The organism is Chlamydia buteonis, from assembly GCF_900634605.1.
Classification (GTDB): domain Bacteria; phylum Chlamydiota; class Chlamydiia; order Chlamydiales; family Chlamydiaceae; genus Chlamydia; species Chlamydia buteonis.
The window spans coordinates 678,707-696,898 of sequence record NZ_CAAAFM010000001.1 but is presented as its reverse complement, the minus strand read 5'-3'; the positions used below and the strand labels follow the sequence as shown (position 1 = coordinate 696,898).

Below are 18,192 nucleotides of genomic sequence, written 5' to 3'. Positions count from 1 at the left end.
CTAGGATTTCTTACGACCGCGTTTAGCAGAAGTTTTACTACTCTTAGGTGCCGGCTTCTCGTCATCACTATCGTCGTCATCCCCGAAGAAATCCCCTGTAGACAGGGAGTCATAACCCAATTTCGCTGAAAGTTCTTTCAACGAAGCAAATCTCTCAGAAAGATTGGCAAGATTTAACTGATCTTCAACACGGCCTGAACCACGCAAATTAGCTAAGAATTCTTCTTCCGTGTCAAATTTCTCAGAAAATGTAATCGAAGATGCCGAAGTAATCTCCGGAAGGAAAAGGAAACGTCGCGCTACCGCTGGTACCTTAGTGTAAATATCACTCGATATTGTAGTCTCAGATTCCACTTTCGCTGACTGTTTCGGAGGACGCCCCCGTTTAGGACGAGGATTCAATGCTTCATTAGAGTAATAGACCTTAGCCTTGTTCACCAGCAACTGACGTGCTTGCGCAAGTTCTTTTGATACTTTAGTATCAAAAAGATGAATTTTAAATTGTTCTAAAATATGCTTTGAAAAGTCTAAATCTTCTTCGAAGACAAAATGAAATTTATTATTACGCAACCACTCAATAATACGTATACGAGAACGCTCTACATAAAATTGCTGCCACTTCTCCAACTCAGATTCATGATCGTAGATACACTCCAAAAACTGCTCACGAGCATTTTTGGACTGCAAAATTTCAAGAAATTTTTCCTTTGTATCAATATCATAAATTTTTTCATTGATAAACGTTTCCATGATTTTCTTTACTTCATAGAACGTTAACTTAGGAATTAGACAATAGCGTTCTGCATTCACCTCTAATTCTTCATAGATCTTATCTAGATCTTCTTGATCCTTATCTAAATCAATGTAGAGAATGAACCCTTCAACTCGGTCTAAATAAAAATCTCTCTCATCATCCGACTTAGAGAATGCATCCATAAGACGCAAAGCGCGTAATAAAAGAGGATTTTGTGGTACAGGATACGTAGTCATAAATCAAGATTATAAAAGAATTGGAGTTAGAGGGCAAGAGATCTATCCTTAAAAAAACCTCAAATCACTATTCCTTCCTTTAACCATTTTTGAATCTATTTTTATTCAAATACAATAGAAAAATTAGAAAAATTCTAGTGGTGCATTTCTTTATCAACAGGGCCCTCAAGATACACTCGATCGCCGTCTAAAGAAATTTTAATCAAAATGTCACTCCAGGTCCGTATATGTATTTGGGTATTGGATAAACCGTAACATTGTGCTACAACCAATGCCGCTGCAGTAGCTCCCGTACCACAAGCTAAAGACTCTCTTTCTAAACCACGTTCATAAGTGCGTATGTGAAATTCTCCGGTTTTTATCTCTTGGATAAAGTTGACATTAGTCCCTTGAGGTAAAAAATCTTCATGATAACGTAGAAAACTCCCCCACAAATCTACAGGAACACAAGATACATCTTCGACAAAAACAACAAGATGCGGCACACCTGTATTGATACTAAAAACTTTTTTAGGAACTTCGGGAAGTGTGTGTGAAAGGGTGTGACAAGTGTAGTTCCAATCCGGAAGAGTCATATCTACAACAACCCGATCCCAGGAATAAAACCTCCCAGAATATATACCCGAATCTGTCTCCACAGAGATTTCGTCTTTTTTCAATACCTCAGACAAATGAGCTACAACACAACGAAGACCATTCCCACACATATGAGGGCGAGAACCGTTATCATTAAAAATAATAAGTTTAGCATCAGCAATGGAAGAAGGAAGAACAAGTAAAAACCCATCTACTTGATATTCCTTACATAGACTAGGAATTACTGTAATATCGGGACAAGTTTCACTTAGGATAAAGCGATTCCCTGCCCCAGAATATAAGCCATGCTTACAAATCATTGAATGAGAAGAGGATACCATCTAATAAACCAAAATCCTTGGCTTCGTCCGCTGTCATCCATGTATCTCGATCGATTGCCTTTTCAATAACTTCTCGAGACTGCCCTGTAGCCTCTAAATAAACATCAACTATACGTTTCTTTGTTTTTAAAATTTCACGAGCATGAATATCTAAATCTGTAGCTTGTCCAGTAATTGGCCCCCCTATAGATGGCTGGTGAATCATGATACGCGAATGAGGAGTTGCAAAACGACGTCCTGGAGCTGCACATAAACTTAATACTGACCCCATAGAAGCAGCTAATCCTGTAACTACAGTAGTCACTGGGGATGTCATCATTTTTATCTGATCCCAAACTGCAAATCCTGCATCTACCGAACCTCCAGGGCTATTAATTACGAATACTATAGGTTGACCAGGATTGGTAAGTTCTAAGTACCATAATTTCTTAATAGCATCTGCTGCGCTCTTATCCGTTACAGGCTCAGAAAAAAATACCCGACGGGCATCTAAGATTTTTCTCTCTATAACATCTCGTAACTTATTCTCTACTTCCCCATCAGGCATAGAACAACACATCTCCTAACTAAACTAAAGTTTCCAGATCGATTTCAGGATAAAGCGGGAACCGCGATAATAAGTCTGCGACTCGAGCTCTTGCTTCTTCAGCAATGTTTTCCGGAAGCTCTCCTTTACTTTTACTAAAACTATCATCAGCATTACGTCTCAAAGTAATATTTCGCAATACTTTCACAATAATATTCGCAACTTCTTCCATTTCATCACTGCCCATACCTAGAGTTGTTAAAGCAGGTGTTCCCAAACGTATCCCTGAGGTGTCCCACTTCCCTGACGCATCCGATGGTATGGTATTGCGATTCACAGCAATACCTACAGAACTTAATATATCCTCACCAATACGTCCAGATATACCTAGAGAAGTTAGATCTATAATTAACATGTGGTTATCTGTACCGCCAGTAAGCAAGCGTAATCCCTGTTTTTGAAAATGCTCAGCTAAAGTTCTAGCGTTGTCCACAACCTGATGAGCATATTTTTTAAAGTCCACAGTTAGCGCTTCTTTTAACGCAACAGCCTTTGCTGCAATAACATGTGGCAAAGGTCCTCCCATCATTAAAGGACAAGCGCGATTAATCACTGCATCATATTCTTTGGATGCTAAAACTAAACCTCCACGAGGGCCTCGCAAAGTTTTATGAGTTGTCGTAGTAATAATGTCTGCAAACGGAATCGGATTTTCCTCTTCAATAAATACACCGCCAGCAACAAGACCAGCAAAATGCGCCATATCTACCCATAAAACGGCTCCACAATCATCAGCTATTTGTTTTAGGGTGGAAAAATTTAATCTTCTGGAATATGAAGAATACCCAGCAATGAGTACCGTAGGTTTATATGTTCGTACTAAACGTGCAATCTCCGAATAATCAAAACACTCCGTCTTTTTATTAACTTCATAAGGCACACAACGCATTAACTTGGACATCACGTTTAAACGTACGGCTCCATGTGTTAAATGCCCTCCTGAATTCAACGAAGGCCCTAAACAGACGTGAGAACCTATCTCAGCTTTTAATTCTGTATATTCTTTATCCGTAAGATCGTTAATCGTTTTATATCCCAAACGCTTAACGGCAGGTCCTTGAATTTTTTGAGTAATAATTGCCATGATGGCTAATAAATTCGCATCTGCACCCGAATGTGGTTGTACAAAAGCACTTTCCGCACCGAAAAGTTCTTTAGCCGTTTCAACACATTCCCACTCGATAACATCTACATTCTCGCAACCAGAATAGAACCGCTTAAAGGGGCTCCCCTCGCAATACTTATCTGTAAGCAAGTTCCCCATAGCAAGCTGAACTGAAATAGAAGCATAATTCTCAGAAGCAATCATCTTTAAGCGTGCACGTTGACTCTTCAATTCATCTATTATGCTTTTCCCAATCGAAGGAAAAGAGTGTAAAAGATGATCTAATGCAGCTAAGTATGCGGTAGAAGCTAGATCCTGTCCCTTCTTCCCCGAAGCATTTTCTAAAAATTTATGCAACAATGACACCATTGCCGAACCTCTATTATTAACTCTACGAATGAAAAACTATAATATAAAGCGAAGCTCTCTGCATCTAACCCAAGAAAAGTCAAGCACTCTTACTATTTTTTTCATTAGAGAAAAAGCTAAGATCCAAAAATGGAAATCCTAGCTTGCACATCGAAAAATGTCAATCAGCTCCTAATACAACCTAAATACTGCTAAAAACAAGTATTATACGTTTATATTTACTCTGTTATTACAGGAATTATTTTCTAGATGCGAAACAAACTCCCCCTATTTAAACTACGCTTATGTGATACATTCTAGAAAAAGATGATTCTCTATGACCATATACCTAGGATTAAATCAAGAAACAGCAAACAGATACCGCGCCCGCTTCATTCCAATTCTTGAGATTGCTCCATTTGCAAGAAGCTCTCCTCAACTACGCTACGCCCTGCGTTACCTAGAGAAAACTTCTCATATCCTTCTCACCAGTCCATCTTCAACATCACTATTTATTTCTAGAATGAGCAGAAAAAATTCCAAAAAGACGTTATCCACCAAACATTACCTTTGTTTAGGAGAAATCACAGCAAGTCGCCTTACAAGGCTTCTCCCAAAAGCACAATATTCCTTAGCTACTATTGAAACAGGAGAAGGTATGCTCCCAATGATATCCTCTTTACCTAAAAACGCTCATATCCTCTACCCACACTCAGTCTTGTCGCGTCCTGTAATTAAAGATTTTTTAAAAAAAGAAAACCGAAGCTTTTTTGCCTATTCCCACTACACCATTCGAGAACGTCAATTACATCCCTCTGTATTCAATCAATGCAGTCGTGTAATTTTAACCAGTCCCTCTGGAGTTAGGGCGTATGCTAAACTCTTCCCCCAGCTCCCAAGGAGAATACACATCTGCCAAGGCCCCATCACACTTAAAGAATTTAGGGAAATTTACAATCACCCCGGGGAACTTCTTCACAAGGACAACCCTACCGAAAGCTGATGACAAAAAACTGTTTCTACGAATAAAATTACTCAGAGTTGAAGCTTTTATTCTACAGTATCCTGCATGTTAATTTCAGAAACATTAGCACAAGGTTCCAAATTCGAAGAACCCTTGAACTTATTTTCTAAAGGAAGTGTCGAGAGAAGCAAACTTACCCATGTTATTGCCTACTGCATCATTCAAGTAATAATTATAATAATACTAATTGCCGGGATCACTGCTGCAGGCTGCTGCATCCATCCTGTGTTTTTTGCATTCCTATTAGCCATTGCCCCAGTATATATCTCCCTTAGACTCTTAGCTGGCGATAAACTTAGAGAATTATTTATCACATGTCGTGTTTATCCTACTGAAGATCAAATTCATAATATGATTTTGTTATAAGTTCAGGAAGAAGAAAAAATAAAACGTCTAGAAAAAGCCATTTATTTTTTATAAAATTAATTATCAAAACTAAATATAATTATCATTTATGGCTAACACGAACCCCCTGAGCAACCAAAGTACCACAGATTTAGGTCCCGTATTCTCACCAAGAGAAGTCTCCACAAAAAAATGGGATAAGATACTGAAAATCACTTCTTTATCTATTCTTTGCACACTAACGATTGGAACCGGAATAGCAGGTATTACCTTAGCTATTGTTTTAGGAATGCCAGCCTTGGCTTTACTGGCAGTATCCTCAGTGCTGTTGACTATAGTAACCATAGGGGTATACAAATACTTCCAACAAAAAGCCGACGGGGATTGGTCTGGAGCTCTAAACCAATACTTTAGAACACTCCCAGAGCAATCTGCACAAGCGAACTTCTTAGTTAGTCCGGGAGCACACCTATCTTTCCATCAAAACAAGAAAAATCCAGGGGTTAAACTAGGTATTCAGGAGAGCGTTACACCAGGATTTACCATCAAATTTCTTGCGCTCCCCAGATCCAACACATTTAAAACAGTCACAAGTCAAAGCGGAATAGCATTCAATGCTCTACTGCCTACTTCACAGACGTTAATCTTACAAAACTCAAATCAATCTCGACTATTCTTTAGAGAACTCCTAAACCTTGGTCAAACCTCCCAATGGAGTGCCTCCCAGTATCAAGGAGACACATCGATTAAACTCCCTTTCGGGCCTACTGAAGCGCGTTCTACAAAATTAAGCATAAAAGACAGCCCGACTATGACACATCCCAAAAAAGAAAATTTCCCAGAATACATAGGACATGTTCGTGGGCCACGGCTTGAAGAATTCTCTGGGGAAGATGATGAGGTCGTAAACAACTATTACAACCGAGCACTTTTTGCCTACGAGAACTGTTTAGAAGAGGCTATCAACCGAGGCTGTTCGATTGTTTCCGTTCCTCTTTTCTCCTCTGTTTATGAAATAGCGCTTAGAGATGAACAACCAAAACAAAATAGAAATTACGAATGGATTTTGAATTGTAATCAGCTGTGTAAGAAAGCATTAATTGAAGCCATTGATAAAACCGCTCGCTCTAACCCAAATTCTTTAAGACTCCTCGTCCTCTTACAAGATCCCTTTTCCCCCCTTGCTTAAAGCAGAGAGTAGAAAGAGGAGAATGTCTTATCAGGATCCTCTTCTATTTAAATACATAATTCTTAAAAAGAACCTTTTATTTTTTTCCTGACGTCATTACCCTAATTTTAGATTCGAATAAAACAACCTTGTGAACTACGTATTTAGGAAAGAAAAGTGTGAGGGTTTTGAAGTAGTGGACTACCTTATGATCAGGGGACAAATTCAAATCATCTTTTAAACTCGTTCTTGAGCTAGGACTGGTAAAAATTAATTCGCATACTAGTTACGGTGGTTAGACTTTTAACACTTCTTAAGTCTCTGTTCCTTAGGAATTTCTTTTATTGAAAAAAACGTTCTTTACTTCTTGCTAAAAAAGCAGTAAACTTGCTTTCTTCTTCAGATGTATTCATTCCTAAATTCTATGATTTCGCATCCGTGTTTAGGAACCACTAAGCCAAGCAAGGAATAGTTTTCATGCATGAAGCACTCCAGAGTATTTTAGCCATTCAAGAGCTCGATATTAAAATGATTCGTTTAATGCGAGTCAAGAAAGAGCATCAGAAAGAGCTTGCTAAAGTCCAATCTCTTAAATCTGACATTCGTCGAAAAGTTCAGGAGAAAGAGTTGGAGATGGAAAACTTAAAGAATCAGATTAGAGAAGGTGAGAATCGGATTCAAGAGATTTCTGATCAAATTAACAAATTAGAAGGTCAACAAGCAGCTGTGAAAAAGATGGATGAGTTTAATGCACTCACTCAAGAAATGACAGCAGCAAATAAAGAGCGCCGTGCGTTAGAGCACCAGCTTAGTGACCTTATGGACAAACAGGCAGGAAGTGAGGATCTGATTGTCTCTTTAAAAGAAAGTCTCACCTCAACAGAGAACAGTAGTTTTGCCATCGAAAAAGAAATCTGCGAAAGTATTAAAAAGATCAACGAAGAAGGCAGAGCCCTATTACAGCAACGTAGCGAATTAAAAGAAGCTACGGATCCAGAAATGTTCCTTATTTACGAACGTTTATTAAACAACAAAAAAGATCGTGTTGTTGTTCCAATAGATAATCGTGTCTGCAGCGGTTGTCATATTGTTCTTACTCCCCAACACGAAAACTTAGTCCGTAAAAAAGATCGACTTATTTTCTGCGAGCATTGTTCTAGAATTTTATACTGGCGAGAAGCAGACGCTCTTGCTAACGACAGCTCTGCAGCTAAACGTCGTCGCAGACGTGCCGCTGTATAAACAAGTTCATCGGAAGAGAAAGGCAACCGCTTCTTGTACCCTTTACTAAGGTATATTAAGAGGAAAGTCTGGACTTCATAAGAAAAGATACTGGAGAAACTCCAGGGGCCGTAAGGCTACGGAAAGTGCAACAGAAAACATTCCGCTATAAAAGGGTCTTTTTATAGACAGGCTGAAAATTCCTATTTTAAGAATAGGAGCTATTAAGGTGACTTAGTAGACATGCAAACCCTATCTGAAGCAAGAGAAAAAGTTTTTGTTTCTGCATAATGAGAGATGGCATCCCTCATAAACTTTTTCATAATCGCTTGAGGGATATAGTAATATATCCCCTAGATGAATGGTTGCCCTCAAGATGGGTTTTCCCATCTTGTAGACAGAATCCAGCTTACCCTCTCTTCCGATATTTTTTAGATGAGACCTGCTTTTGCCAAGGTATGCATCTGAAGCAATCCCACCACATACTTCTGATCCTTAGCATCTACAACAGGTAAAATGGTAACAGGACTCCCTGTTTCCATCGTTTGTAGGCCAAGAATCACATCAGCATCTTCACTAATCACTCGGGGATTTGGTGTCATGACATCTTTAAGTCTCTGAGAGAGAATATTGCCTCCATGACAAGCTAACGATCTACGTAAATCTCCATCTGTGAAGATTCCTAAGATTTCACACTTCTCATTCACTATACAAACACAACCACAACCATAAGAAGAAAAGATATCCAAAGAATCTGCGATTGTGTCCTCAGGAGAACAAAAAGGAACTTCTGTTTTTGGGAACATATAATCCCGAATTTTTCCGATAACCTTTAGACCGATCTGACCGCCTGGGTGATTCTTCCCATAATCAGCGAGAGAGATTTGCCTACTACGTAATAAGGTAATAGCTAAAAGATCACCAAAAAGTAGTTGGCATGTTGTTGATGTTGTAGGAACAAGATTAAAAGGATCTAATTCTTCGATCATAGGTAAGATAACTACGTGATCACAAAGAACTGCTAAACTCGAATAAGTAGAGGAGGTAATTCCTGCAATAAATACTCCTCGCTCCTTTAAATAAGGAATACATTCTAAAAGCTCGCGAGTTTCTCCACTCTTAGAGAAAAGACAGACGATATCCCCAGGACGGACAATGCCAAGATCCCCATGTAGGAGATCTCCAGAAGCTAGGAAAAGAGCGCTCTCTCCAAAAGACTGTAAAGTAGCGACTATTTTCCTTGCGATACAACCACTTTTTCCTACGCCAGAAAAAAATATCGAACCCTGGTGACTTAATATCTTCTCAGCTAATATCCAAGTATCCTCACACTGAAAAGCACCAAAAAAACGTTCTAAAGATTCCCTTTGCTTACTGACAATATCTTGGCATAGATCAATAGATGTTGTGGGAGAGCGCATCCCTTTAGTCCTCAGAAAAAAATCGTAGTGTGTTAGCTCATCGTAACAGACTCTAACCGATTTTTCAATGAGGTTAAAAATTCACTACCGTAAATACCATCAAGTACCCTGTGGTCAAAGGTTAGGGTAACATAGACCATTTTTCGAATAACTAAAGAATCGTCATCACGCACAACAACACGTTTTTGTATCGTTCCTATTCCTAAAATAGCTACTTCGGGATAACGAATTATCGGCATGCCAATTAAAGCTCCCGTCATACCAAAATTGGTAACCGTGACACTACCATCTTGAGTTTCTGAAGGATCCAGTTTATTTGCCCGAGATCTTGCAGAAAGATCAGCGAGAGTTTTCGCAATGCTTACTAAACCACGATCCTGACAATTACGAATAACAGGAACTACAACGCCCTCTTTATTCAAATTAACAGCAACACCCACATTGATTGATTTCTTCACAACAATTGTATCGCCATCTAAAGATCCATTCAATAACGGGAACTGCTCCAAAGCCTTCGCTAAACACTGGATAATGAAACTAGTAATTGTCAGTTTCACACCATGCGTTGCAAAAAATCTATCCTTCTCTTCAGAAATTAAATTCATCAAATCTGTGACATCAATATCCACAATAAGAGAAGCATGAGGCACTTCATCTGAAGATTTAGATAAAGAGGAAGCTATAGCTCTACGTAGTGGAGACATTAGGATGCGATTTTCATTCGCATTCGCAATATTTGGGCACGAGGGTTGGCGCATTTCAAGAATATAGTTTTCTAAATCCCTACGAGTGACACGACCGTCATTTCCTGTTCCAGAAATCTGTTGTAGTTGCTGGATAGAAATACCTTCACGGTGTGCCAAACTAAGAACTGCCGGAGAAAACCATGCCGAATTATTCCCAGAAGCTTCAGGGCAAGAAGCATTGGTTGACAGTTCTTCTACAACTACCTCTTCCTCGACAGCAGGCTCCGTATCTATTAAGGCTAAAACCTCTCCGGAAGCAACTTCATCACCTTCTTTTACGAGACAACGAATTAATTTCCCTGCTTTAGGGGAGGCTAACTCCGTAGCTATCTTGTCAGTAGATACTTCAATTACAGGTTCATCTTTTGCAATGTTTTCTCCCACCTGCTTGAGCCAACGAACTACAAACCCTCCAGAACCAGTCTCTCCTATTTTCGGAAATCGAAATTCAAACATGCGTCAACTCTCCTACACTGTCTCTGTACTCTCATCTTTTAAAGATACCTTTTTCTCCTCCAAAGGTGTGCACAACTCACCTTCTCCGGAAGCCACATAAACAGCTACTACAGCATCTCCGAGGATATTCATAGGAGTTCCTATGATGTCTCGCAACCTATCAATACCTGCTAAAACAGCAATGCCTTGAATGGGCAGCCCTACAGAGGCTAATACAGACCCCAGAGTAATCATTCCTCCCCCAGGCACTCCTGCACTACCCACCGCAGAGAAAGTCGCTGCGATAACGATTAACAACAAACTACTGAAAGGTAGTGGACAGTTATAGGCCTGAGCAATAAATACTGCAGCCATACCTTGAAATATCGCGGTACCATTCATATTGACAGTAGCACCTAAAGGCAAAACAAAACCAGAAACTTCCGAAGAAACTCCAAGATTTTTAGATACGCAACGCATAGTCACAGGCAGTGTTGCCGAACTACTAGAAGTTGATATTGCACAAGATATCGCATCCATCATTGCAGAAAGGAATTTAGGGAAGGACATCTTACAGCCCATACGGATGATACCACCAAAAACAAGCACAGCATGAAATAGACACGCAAGATAGTAGGCAAGAATAAATTTCCCTAATTGCCAGAGAATAACCAAACCGTGACTTCCAGAAATCCATGCCATACTTGCCCCGACACCGTAAGGCGCAAAGGTCATGATCATATTGATCATGCGCAACATAATTTCAGAAAAACCCTCAATAAATTTAGCTACTGGACGTCCTTGTTCTCCAGAAAGACGCATAGCTATTCCTAAGAAAATAGCAAAAACTATGATTTGTAAAATATTTCCCTCAACGAAAGATCTTACAGGATTTGAAGGAAAAATTTGAGAAATCAAAGACAAGAAATACGTACTACTTCTTTCAGGAGCTACTATATGCGTTTCAGTGACATTCTGCGACAGGTCACAGCCCTCTCCAGGACTGAAAAATTGAGCAAAACATAAGCCTATAATAATAGCTAGACATGTTGTCCCTAAATATAGGGCGACGCTTTTCATTCCTATGCGCCCCAGCTTCTTCATATCACTAATAGAAGCAATACCCAACACCATGGAACAAAATACCAGAGGGTAGACAACCATGCTCAATAGGTTTAAGAAAATATCTCCTATAGGTTTAAAAAAGATTGCTTTATCTTCTAAAATTAAACCTAGGGTAACCCCAACAAATAATCCTATAAAGATTTTCATCCATAGTTTCATTAGTTACCTCTTACGATTATGTATCCGATCTATTTTATCCAGTAAGGCGGCTGTAAAACTCTCCTGACGGGTAAAATCAAATTCCATTTGCACCTTACCAATCGGAAGAATCCCCGGCTCATGAATCAAATTTCCGAGTTTTATGCCATCCTTTTCTGTGCACAATATCCCCTCTCCCTGACGCATAGCTATCTTTGAAGAGAAGTAGTGCAATTCTTTTTTCGTTATTCCTGCGTGGTCAGGTAACAAATACGTTCCTAATATTTTCACTCCGGCACGTTTCAACATATCAAGAAAGCCCTGCGGGAATCCTAGACCACAGAATACACCGGCGGCTAGCCCAGACAGGCTATCCAAAGGAAATTTCTCCCCTCGCGAGTCCCAAAGTACTTGAGAAATGCGTGGTTCAACAAAAATTTTTGGCGACGTACACCAAGTATGCAAAAGCTTCTGGTTCTCTAAACAACAAGAACCATTAACTATGATAAAATCGGCCTCCTGCAATCTTTTAGGAGAATCTCGAAGTCGCCCTCGAGGGAAAAAGGCTCCTCCTCCTAAAGGGTCTTGACCGTTAACTACGACAATTTCCACGTCTTTGTGTAGTTTGTTATTTTGGAAACCATCGTCCAAAATCAAAATATCAAAATCCTTAGCGGCTTCCTTAGCCGCAAGTCTACGATCTTTGTGCACAAAAACAGCACCCTTGGAGAGTTTCCCCGCCATAAGCAACGGTTCGTCTCCTACATAAGCAGCGTTATGTATCTCAGGATCGACTATAGTGAACTTTCTCTGACGACTACATTTTCCTTTATATCCGCGAGAAAGGATAGCGCAGGAATATCCTCGCGTTTTTAGAACTTCAGCCAACCATAATACTGTAGGTGTCTTACCCGAACCACCGAGAACAATATTTCCCACACTAATTACGGTAGAAGACACGCGATAGGGAGCTGAAGAAAATAATTTTCGTCGAAAGCTTACGGTGCCGGCGAATATCCAAGAAAGGAGCTTCCCAAAACACCCCCAACCCAGGACCTTTCCAAAGCTAATAGCTACGGTTAAGCGGCGATAAAAAATAAAAAAGGGCGAAGGAAAGCGCGTTTTCATCGAACTTCGTTATAACTCACTGATCATCCCCTCAGAAAATTATGATTGTTTAAAAACCACAATCTCCGCCGCATCCTGGAATCATCTAGCATCTCATAAAAAACATTAAGAATCAAGTTTACATAGAAAAATTAAAAAAACCTTATATATAATTAATCACATCTATTTTTTATTCCTTTTCGCGTGATAAACAAAGTAAACTATTTTTGATTTTGTAAACGATGTTGTCTTCTGATTATCTACTAGACTAGGCTTCCCAACGTTGCCGAATAACTTCGTAAGCAACTGCGGATACGGCCGTAGATAAATTTAAAGAATCGGCTTGACCTAGCATGGGTAATGATATTTTTGAAAAATTTCCCCCGAGCCAAGATGAAGTGAGTCCGTCTTTTTCAGAACCAAAAACCAAAACTAGCGGTTGATTGTAATTTTCACAAAAATACATTGTACTTGCTCTAGGAGAGGTGACAAAGGCGTGCCATTTTTCCTCAAGAATGACTTGCAATACCTGATCCAAAGTGGCAGACCAAATAGGCAAGGTAAATACGGTGCCTAATGAAGAACGAATAACATTAGGATTATATAAATCGACGATAGGATCGCATAAAATCACTCCATCTGCCCCTACCCCATCGGCTATTCTAAGTATCGCACCCACATTTCCAGGTTTTTCTACCTGTTCTATAATTAAATAAAACGGCAGAGGATTTCTGTTCTGAGCTAAAAACTCTTCTTGAGACCACCACCGTTTCTTCATTACAGCAATAAAATTGTCGTGATGTTCTTTATAGGAAAGTTTGGAAAGAGTTTCTTCTAAACAGTAGACCTTCTCTAAAGGTAGTTTTTGGATGGTATTTAAAAAAGATTGTTCTTTTTCTGAGATGCGGGTTCCACAAAAAATCCGTTCACACTCATATCCCGAGGCTAGAGCTTTTTGAATCTCTCGAAAACCCTCTAAAAGAAAGAATGAGCCTTTACGAGAGCGGTTATGTTTTAACGCAACAGCTTCTTTTACCTTAGGGTTATTTTTTCCTATAAACTCCATTTAGCAAACACTCCTGAGGGTAAAGCTTGATCTCCTAAGCCGCAAAAACTTTCTCCTGAGGACCAAAACTGTCTATCTAAAGCAAAAGCACGTGTGGCTAAACTCTGCAAAAAAGCAGGAGTATGACCAGGAGTATGAGAAGTGATCAAAACATAAGAAGAAGAATCTGAAAGTAATTTTGAGCACAAAACTAATAATGAAAAGAAATCTTTGTCTATTTTAAAAATCTCTCCATTAGGTCCACGACCATAGGTTGGGGGATCAAGTAGAATGATATCGTACTTTTTCCCTTTACGTATTTCTTTTTGCAAAAAAGAAAACACATCTTCGACAACCCAAAATATTCTTTTCTCGGGCAATGCATTGTTTTCAACATTCTTTTGAGCCCACTTTATCGCGGGTTTCGAAGCATCTACGTGACAAACCTTTGCTCCACACTTTGCAGCAAATATAGATGTGGAACCGGTATAGGCAAATAAATTTAACACCCGGCATATAGAATGCCGTTCTATGCTCAATTTCAATTCTGGCCAAAACCCACTATGCTCTGGAAAAATCCCTACATGACCGAAAGAGGTAAGCTTTAGCGTGCAATCAACAATGTCAAGATCTATACGCCAACTTTCAGGAATAGAGACTGCACAACGCCATTGTCCCTCCTCTCCTGATCTTACATATTCCGCATGGGCCTTTTTCCATAAAGACGGTACAGTCTTCGGCCAAATTGCCGTACAAGAGGGACGGATAAGAGTTATAGAGCCAAAGCTTTCTAACTTTTTTCCTTCACCGCTATCTAGTAACTTATAAGTCATATATTTGTTTGTTCATCGAGGATATAAACGCCTTAACGTATCCACTTGTGTTTTGGTTGCCATATCTGGCTCTATATTTACTTTGGATCCTTCTCGTTTATATCCTAAGGTCGTTCGAGATAATGTTTCGGGGATCAATCCGACCGAACACACATCCTCTTCTACAGTGACAATAGTCAGACTAATGCCATCTATAGAAATAAATCCTTTTTCAAAAAGGTATATAGATAAGGAACTTGGCACACGAAAATAATACCGATTTTTCTCTATAAGCACAATCTCTCCGACACCACAAACATGACCAGAGACCATATGCCCACCAATTTCATCGCTCCCTTTTAAAGATCGTTCGACATTTACACGATCACTAATTACCTTCTCACCTATTGTAGTGCAGGCAAGAGTTTCAGGAATAATGTCGAAAAACATTTTACCACCCTCTTCAAGTTTAACTACAGTAAGACAAACGCCATCGATGGCAACACTACAGCCAATCTCGAGTCCTGAAATACATGAAGAAGAAGCTTCCACGCCTATAGTTAAACCTTCACCTCTCGGCTCTATACTAAATATTTTACCGACTTCTTGCACTATTCCAGAAAACATTCTTAAATCCTGAGCATCTAGTATTTACAATAAAACAGCTTTCCGACAAAATGCTGTCGTTTCGCAAAGGTCGCGAAACTATATCAAGCAATCTGTCTTTCGCGGTTTTTAATTTTATAAATTGGGAAAAAAAATTTGCAACTTATAGTCGCGTAGATTTATTCTGCACTAAAATTGTTATTTTCTTAGACTACCTTAACCTAAGGAGGTAGCTCCTGTGCAGTGTCCTTTTTGCAATCATGGGGAATTAAAAGTTATAGATTCAAGAAATGCACCAGAGGCTAACGCGATTAAACGCCGACGAGAATGCTTAAATTGTGGACAAAGATTTACAACCTTTGAAACCGTTGAGTTAACTTTGCAGGTACTAAAACGCGATGGTCGCTACGAGAATTTCCAAGAATCTAAACTAATTAATGGATTAAATGCCGCCTCTAGTCATACACGTATAGGTCAAGATCAAGTGCACGCAATAGCTTCTAATGTAAAATCTGAGTTATTAGGCAAACAAAATAGGGAAATCTCTACCAAAGAAATTGGCGAACTAGTAATGAAATATCTAAAAAAGGCAGACATGATTGCTTACATTAGATTTGCTTGCGTCTACAGAAGATTTAAAGATGTTGGCGAATTAATGGAAGTTTTGCTATCTGCAACTCCGGATATGGAAAAGTAGTTATTATTTTAAGGTTAAGGAGAAAAAACTATGCCGTTGTCTGAGGACGAAATAGCTAACTTTAAACAAAGGCTTCTAGAGATGAAATATAAGCTATCTCACACGTTAGAGGGAAATGCTCAAGAAGTCAAAAAACCTAACGAAGCTACTGGATATTCTCAACACCAAGCTGATCAGGGTACCGATACTTTCGATAGAACAATCAGCTTAGAAGTAACAACTAAAGAGTATGAGTTATTACGACAAATTAATCGAGCTTTAGAAAAAATTGAAGAGTCTTCCTACGGCATTTGTGATGTCAGTGGCGAAGAAATTCCTTTGGCTCGGTTAATGGCAATCCCCTATGCTACAATGACGGTCAAAGCTCAATCACAGTTTGAGAAAGGCCTACTTTATGGAAACTAATCCTAATGTCTAGTCGCTCCCGATCTACTTTCCTTGCTATTTCATTTTTTGTCCTTATTGATTGGGTGACTAAATTAGCTGTTTTGCTGTATCGAGGGAATCTTCCTGATGCTAATCCCATACTATATCAATATAGTTGGGGAAAGCTGCTTTTCTGCATTTGCCCTACTTTTAACGAGGGCGCAGCTTTTGGATTATTTTCAAAATATAAATATTTCTTATTCTTTATACGTATAGCAATTATTTTAGGTATTCTAGCCTTCCTTTTCTTAAGAAAGAAAAAAACCTCCTCTTCTATCCGTTTTTCCCTAATTCTCCTTTGTTCTGGAGCTATTGGCAACGTTGGAGATATTTTATTCTACAGACATGTCGTGGACTTTATTTCTATTGGTTATAAACGTTGGTTTTTCCCAACATTTAATTTTGCCGATATTTTTATCTCTTTAGGAACTTTAATCTTCATATATAAGCTTTATTTTCCTACTAAACAAAAGATAAAATAGAGATAATAGTTTCCCTATCTTCTTAATGAGGAGCTCTGTTTAAAATATTTAAAAAAATTTTTTTACAATGAATGCAATCCTGTCTTTACTAGCAGCCTTTGATGACTTCTTTTGGTCATATGTGGCTTTTCTTATGATTCTCTTATTGGGGGTAAGCTTTTCATGGAAATCTCGTTTTGCTCAATTCACTAAGTTTCCTCAATTCTGCAGGCTATTTTATCAATACTCTCAAGGGTCGTCTAAAAATAAGCCAGAAGAAAGAGGTGTGCATCCGTTAAAGGTATTTTTTGCATCTGCAAGTGGGAATATCGGTATTGGCAACGTTGTAGGAATTGTTACAGCTGCGTGTATTGGTGGTCCTGGAGCGTTGTTCTGGGTTTGGGTCGCTGGAATTTTAGGTTCTATAGTAAAATACTCTGAAGTGTATTTAGGAATTAAGTTTCGTAAAGTAGACAACGAAGGTATTTATCAGGGTGGGCCTATGTACTTCCTGGATAAAGCCTATGGAACAAAAATCATACCGATTATTGTAGCTATTTTACTCTGTATTTATGGCGTAGAGATTTATCAATTCTCTGTTATTTCTGACACGATTTCTCACTGCTGGAACATTCCGAAGTTATTTACTATTTTTGGTTTGCTATTTCTTGTTCTCTACGCAGTTCAAGGAGGATTACAACGTATTGGAAAAATCTGTGCTTGTGTGCTTCCATTTTTCCTTACCCTATACTGTGTGTTATCCCTATATATACTTGTGAAAGAGTTTCACCAGCTGCCTTCCCTATTTTCTGCAGTATTTTCATCAGCATTTACAGGACATGGTGCCATCGGAGGGTTTGCAGGATGTACTTTAGCAACCACTATCCACCAAGGGATCTCTAGAGCTGCTTATTCTGGAGATATCGGTATAGGATTTGACTCAATTATTCAAAGTGAAAGTTCTGTAAAAAAACCAGAAACGCAAGCTCAGCTCAGCATTATAGGTCTTGCCATAGACAATCTTATCTGTACTCTAAGCTTACTGATGGTTCTTGCATCAGGGGCCTGGTCTTTGGGTCTCGATAACGCTTCTCAAGCTGTGGAGCACGCCTTAGCGACCTACTTCCCTCTGGTAAAGATTCTACTCCCCACCTTCTTTTTCGTAACAGGCTATACGACAATTATTTCGTATTTCCTTGTAGGGAAAAAATGTGCAAAGTTTCTCTACGGAAAGGGAGGATCTAAAATCTACACGATTTATGGAGCTATTATATTGCCGGCATTTTGCTTTCTCTCGCAAAATACAGCTTTGTTGGTCATGTCGGTATCAGGAGCCCTTCTCCTATGCTTCAACCTATTTGGGGTCTTCCTAATGAGAAAAGAGGTAGAATTCCCAAGGTCGGATAAAGCTATAGAGCTCCCCTCCTCTGTAAAATAAGAATTTCCAGAGAGAACACTCTTTCCTTTTT

At 39.1% G+C, this 18,192-nt stretch carries 19 protein-coding genes and 1 other RNA gene; 9 read left to right on the top strand and 11 right to left on the bottom strand.

All coding sequences use genetic code 11. The annotated features are described in order from the left end of the window. From E1N70_RS03175 to E1N70_RS03160, 4 genes are all read right to left on the bottom strand, one after another. Positions 1-990: a UPF0158 family protein gene (locus tag E1N70_RS03175; RefSeq protein ID WP_131744094.1), complete on the bottom strand. Its 990-nt coding sequence runs from the start codon at positions 988-990 to the stop codon at positions 1-3. Between the two features lie 134 nt (positions 991-1,124). Then, positions 1,125-1,907, bottom strand: a complete 783-nt coding sequence (dapF, locus tag E1N70_RS03170) for a bifunctional diaminopimelate epimerase/glutamate racemase (RefSeq protein WP_131744093.1) — start codon at positions 1,905-1,907, stop codon at positions 1,125-1,127. Continuing rightward, on the bottom strand, positions 1,876-2,454 hold the full coding sequence (locus E1N70_RS03165; RefSeq protein ID WP_014944817.1) for an ATP-dependent Clp protease proteolytic subunit: 579 nt from the start codon (positions 2,452-2,454) through the stop codon (positions 1,876-1,878). Before E1N70_RS03165 ends, dapF begins: the two co-directional genes overlap by 32 nt. Before the next feature lie 19 nt (positions 2,455-2,473). Beyond that, complete coding sequence (locus E1N70_RS03160) at positions 2,474-3,967, bottom strand: glycine hydroxymethyltransferase (RefSeq protein ID WP_131744092.1); 1,494 nt, start codon at positions 3,965-3,967, stop codon at positions 2,474-2,476. Between the two features lie 316 nt (positions 3,968-4,283). Between E1N70_RS03160 and E1N70_RS03155 the strand changes: the two genes are divergently transcribed. From E1N70_RS03155 to rnpB, 5 genes are all read left to right on the top strand, one after another. Next, complete coding sequence (locus E1N70_RS03155) at positions 4,284-4,949, top strand: uroporphyrinogen-III synthase (protein WP_131744091.1); 666 nt, start codon at positions 4,284-4,286, stop codon at positions 4,947-4,949. A gap of 66 nt (positions 4,950-5,015) precedes the next feature. Next, on the top strand, positions 5,016-5,336 hold the full coding sequence (locus E1N70_RS05165) for a hypothetical protein (protein ID WP_131744090.1): 321 nt from the start codon (positions 5,016-5,018) through the stop codon (positions 5,334-5,336). 88 nt (positions 5,337-5,424) lie between these two features. Then, the gene (locus tag E1N70_RS03145; RefSeq protein WP_131744089.1) at positions 5,425-6,504 is read left to right on the top strand and encodes a macro domain-containing protein; all 1,080 of its coding nucleotides are present in this window, start codon (positions 5,425-5,427) and stop codon (positions 6,502-6,504) included. A gap of 456 nt (positions 6,505-6,960) precedes the next feature. Continuing rightward, positions 6,961-7,725, top strand: a complete 765-nt coding sequence (cdsZ, locus tag E1N70_RS03140; protein WP_131744088.1) for a zinc ribbon domain regulatory protein CdsZ — start codon at positions 6,961-6,963, stop codon at positions 7,723-7,725. A gap of 10 nt (positions 7,726-7,735) precedes the next feature. Further along, positions 7,736-8,132: RNase P RNA component class A (rnpB, locus tag E1N70_RS03135), an RNA gene on the top strand. Between the two features lie 3 nt (positions 8,133-8,135). Here the strand turns inward: rnpB and E1N70_RS03130 are convergent. The 7 genes from E1N70_RS03130 to E1N70_RS03100 form a co-directional block, all read right to left on the bottom strand. Then, a complete protein-coding gene (locus E1N70_RS03130) occupies positions 8,136-9,125 on the bottom strand; it encodes a KpsF/GutQ family sugar-phosphate isomerase (RefSeq protein WP_131744087.1) in 990 nt (329 codons plus the stop codon). A gap of 32 nt (positions 9,126-9,157) precedes the next feature. After that, entirely contained in the window at positions 9,158-10,327 is a 1,170-nt protein-coding gene (locus E1N70_RS03125) for a dihydrolipoamide acetyltransferase family protein (RefSeq protein ID WP_131744086.1), read from the bottom strand. Positions 10,328-10,339: 12 nt separating this feature from the next. Continuing rightward, positions 10,340-11,590, bottom strand: a complete 1,251-nt coding sequence (locus E1N70_RS03120; protein ID WP_131744085.1) for a dicarboxylate/amino acid:cation symporter — start codon at positions 11,588-11,590, stop codon at positions 10,340-10,342. Between the two features lie 3 nt (positions 11,591-11,593). Next, complete coding sequence (lpxK, locus tag E1N70_RS03115; RefSeq protein WP_131744084.1) at positions 11,594-12,697, bottom strand: tetraacyldisaccharide 4'-kinase; 1,104 nt, start codon at positions 12,695-12,697, stop codon at positions 11,594-11,596. Between the two features lie 247 nt (positions 12,698-12,944). Next, the gene (locus E1N70_RS03110) at positions 12,945-13,742 is read right to left on the bottom strand and encodes an RNA methyltransferase (protein ID WP_131744083.1); all 798 of its coding nucleotides are present in this window, start codon (positions 13,740-13,742) and stop codon (positions 12,945-12,947) included. After that, complete coding sequence (locus E1N70_RS03105) at positions 13,730-14,554, bottom strand: RsmD family RNA methyltransferase (RefSeq protein WP_131744082.1); 825 nt, start codon at positions 14,552-14,554, stop codon at positions 13,730-13,732. Before E1N70_RS03105 ends, E1N70_RS03110 begins: the two co-directional genes overlap by 13 nt. A 12-nt stretch (positions 14,555-14,566) precedes the next feature. Next, entirely contained in the window at positions 14,567-15,160 is a 594-nt protein-coding gene (locus E1N70_RS03100; protein WP_131744081.1) for a riboflavin synthase subunit alpha, read from the bottom strand. 217 nt (positions 15,161-15,377) lie between these two features. Here E1N70_RS03100 and nrdR point away from each other — a divergent pair, with 217 nt between their 5' ends. The 4 genes from nrdR (at position 15,378) to E1N70_RS03080 (ending at position 18,161) form a co-directional block, all read left to right on the top strand. Next, entirely contained in the window at positions 15,378-15,836 is a 459-nt protein-coding gene (gene nrdR / locus E1N70_RS03095; protein WP_006342890.1) for a transcriptional regulator NrdR, read from the top strand. Positions 15,837-15,866: 30 nt separating this feature from the next. Next, positions 15,867-16,241, top strand: coding sequence for a TraR/DksA family transcriptional regulator (locus tag E1N70_RS03090; RefSeq protein WP_006342889.1), 375 nt, complete (start codon positions 15,867-15,869; stop codon positions 16,239-16,241). Positions 16,242-16,246: 5 nt separating this feature from the next. Next, complete coding sequence (lspA, locus tag E1N70_RS03085; RefSeq protein WP_131744080.1) at positions 16,247-16,744, top strand: signal peptidase II; 498 nt, start codon at positions 16,247-16,249, stop codon at positions 16,742-16,744. Between the two features lie 67 nt (positions 16,745-16,811). Beyond that, positions 16,812-18,161: an amino acid carrier protein gene (locus tag E1N70_RS03080; protein ID WP_131744079.1), complete on the top strand. Its 1,350-nt coding sequence runs from the start codon at positions 16,812-16,814 to the stop codon at positions 18,159-18,161. Positions 18,162-18,192: the final 31 nt, after the last annotated feature.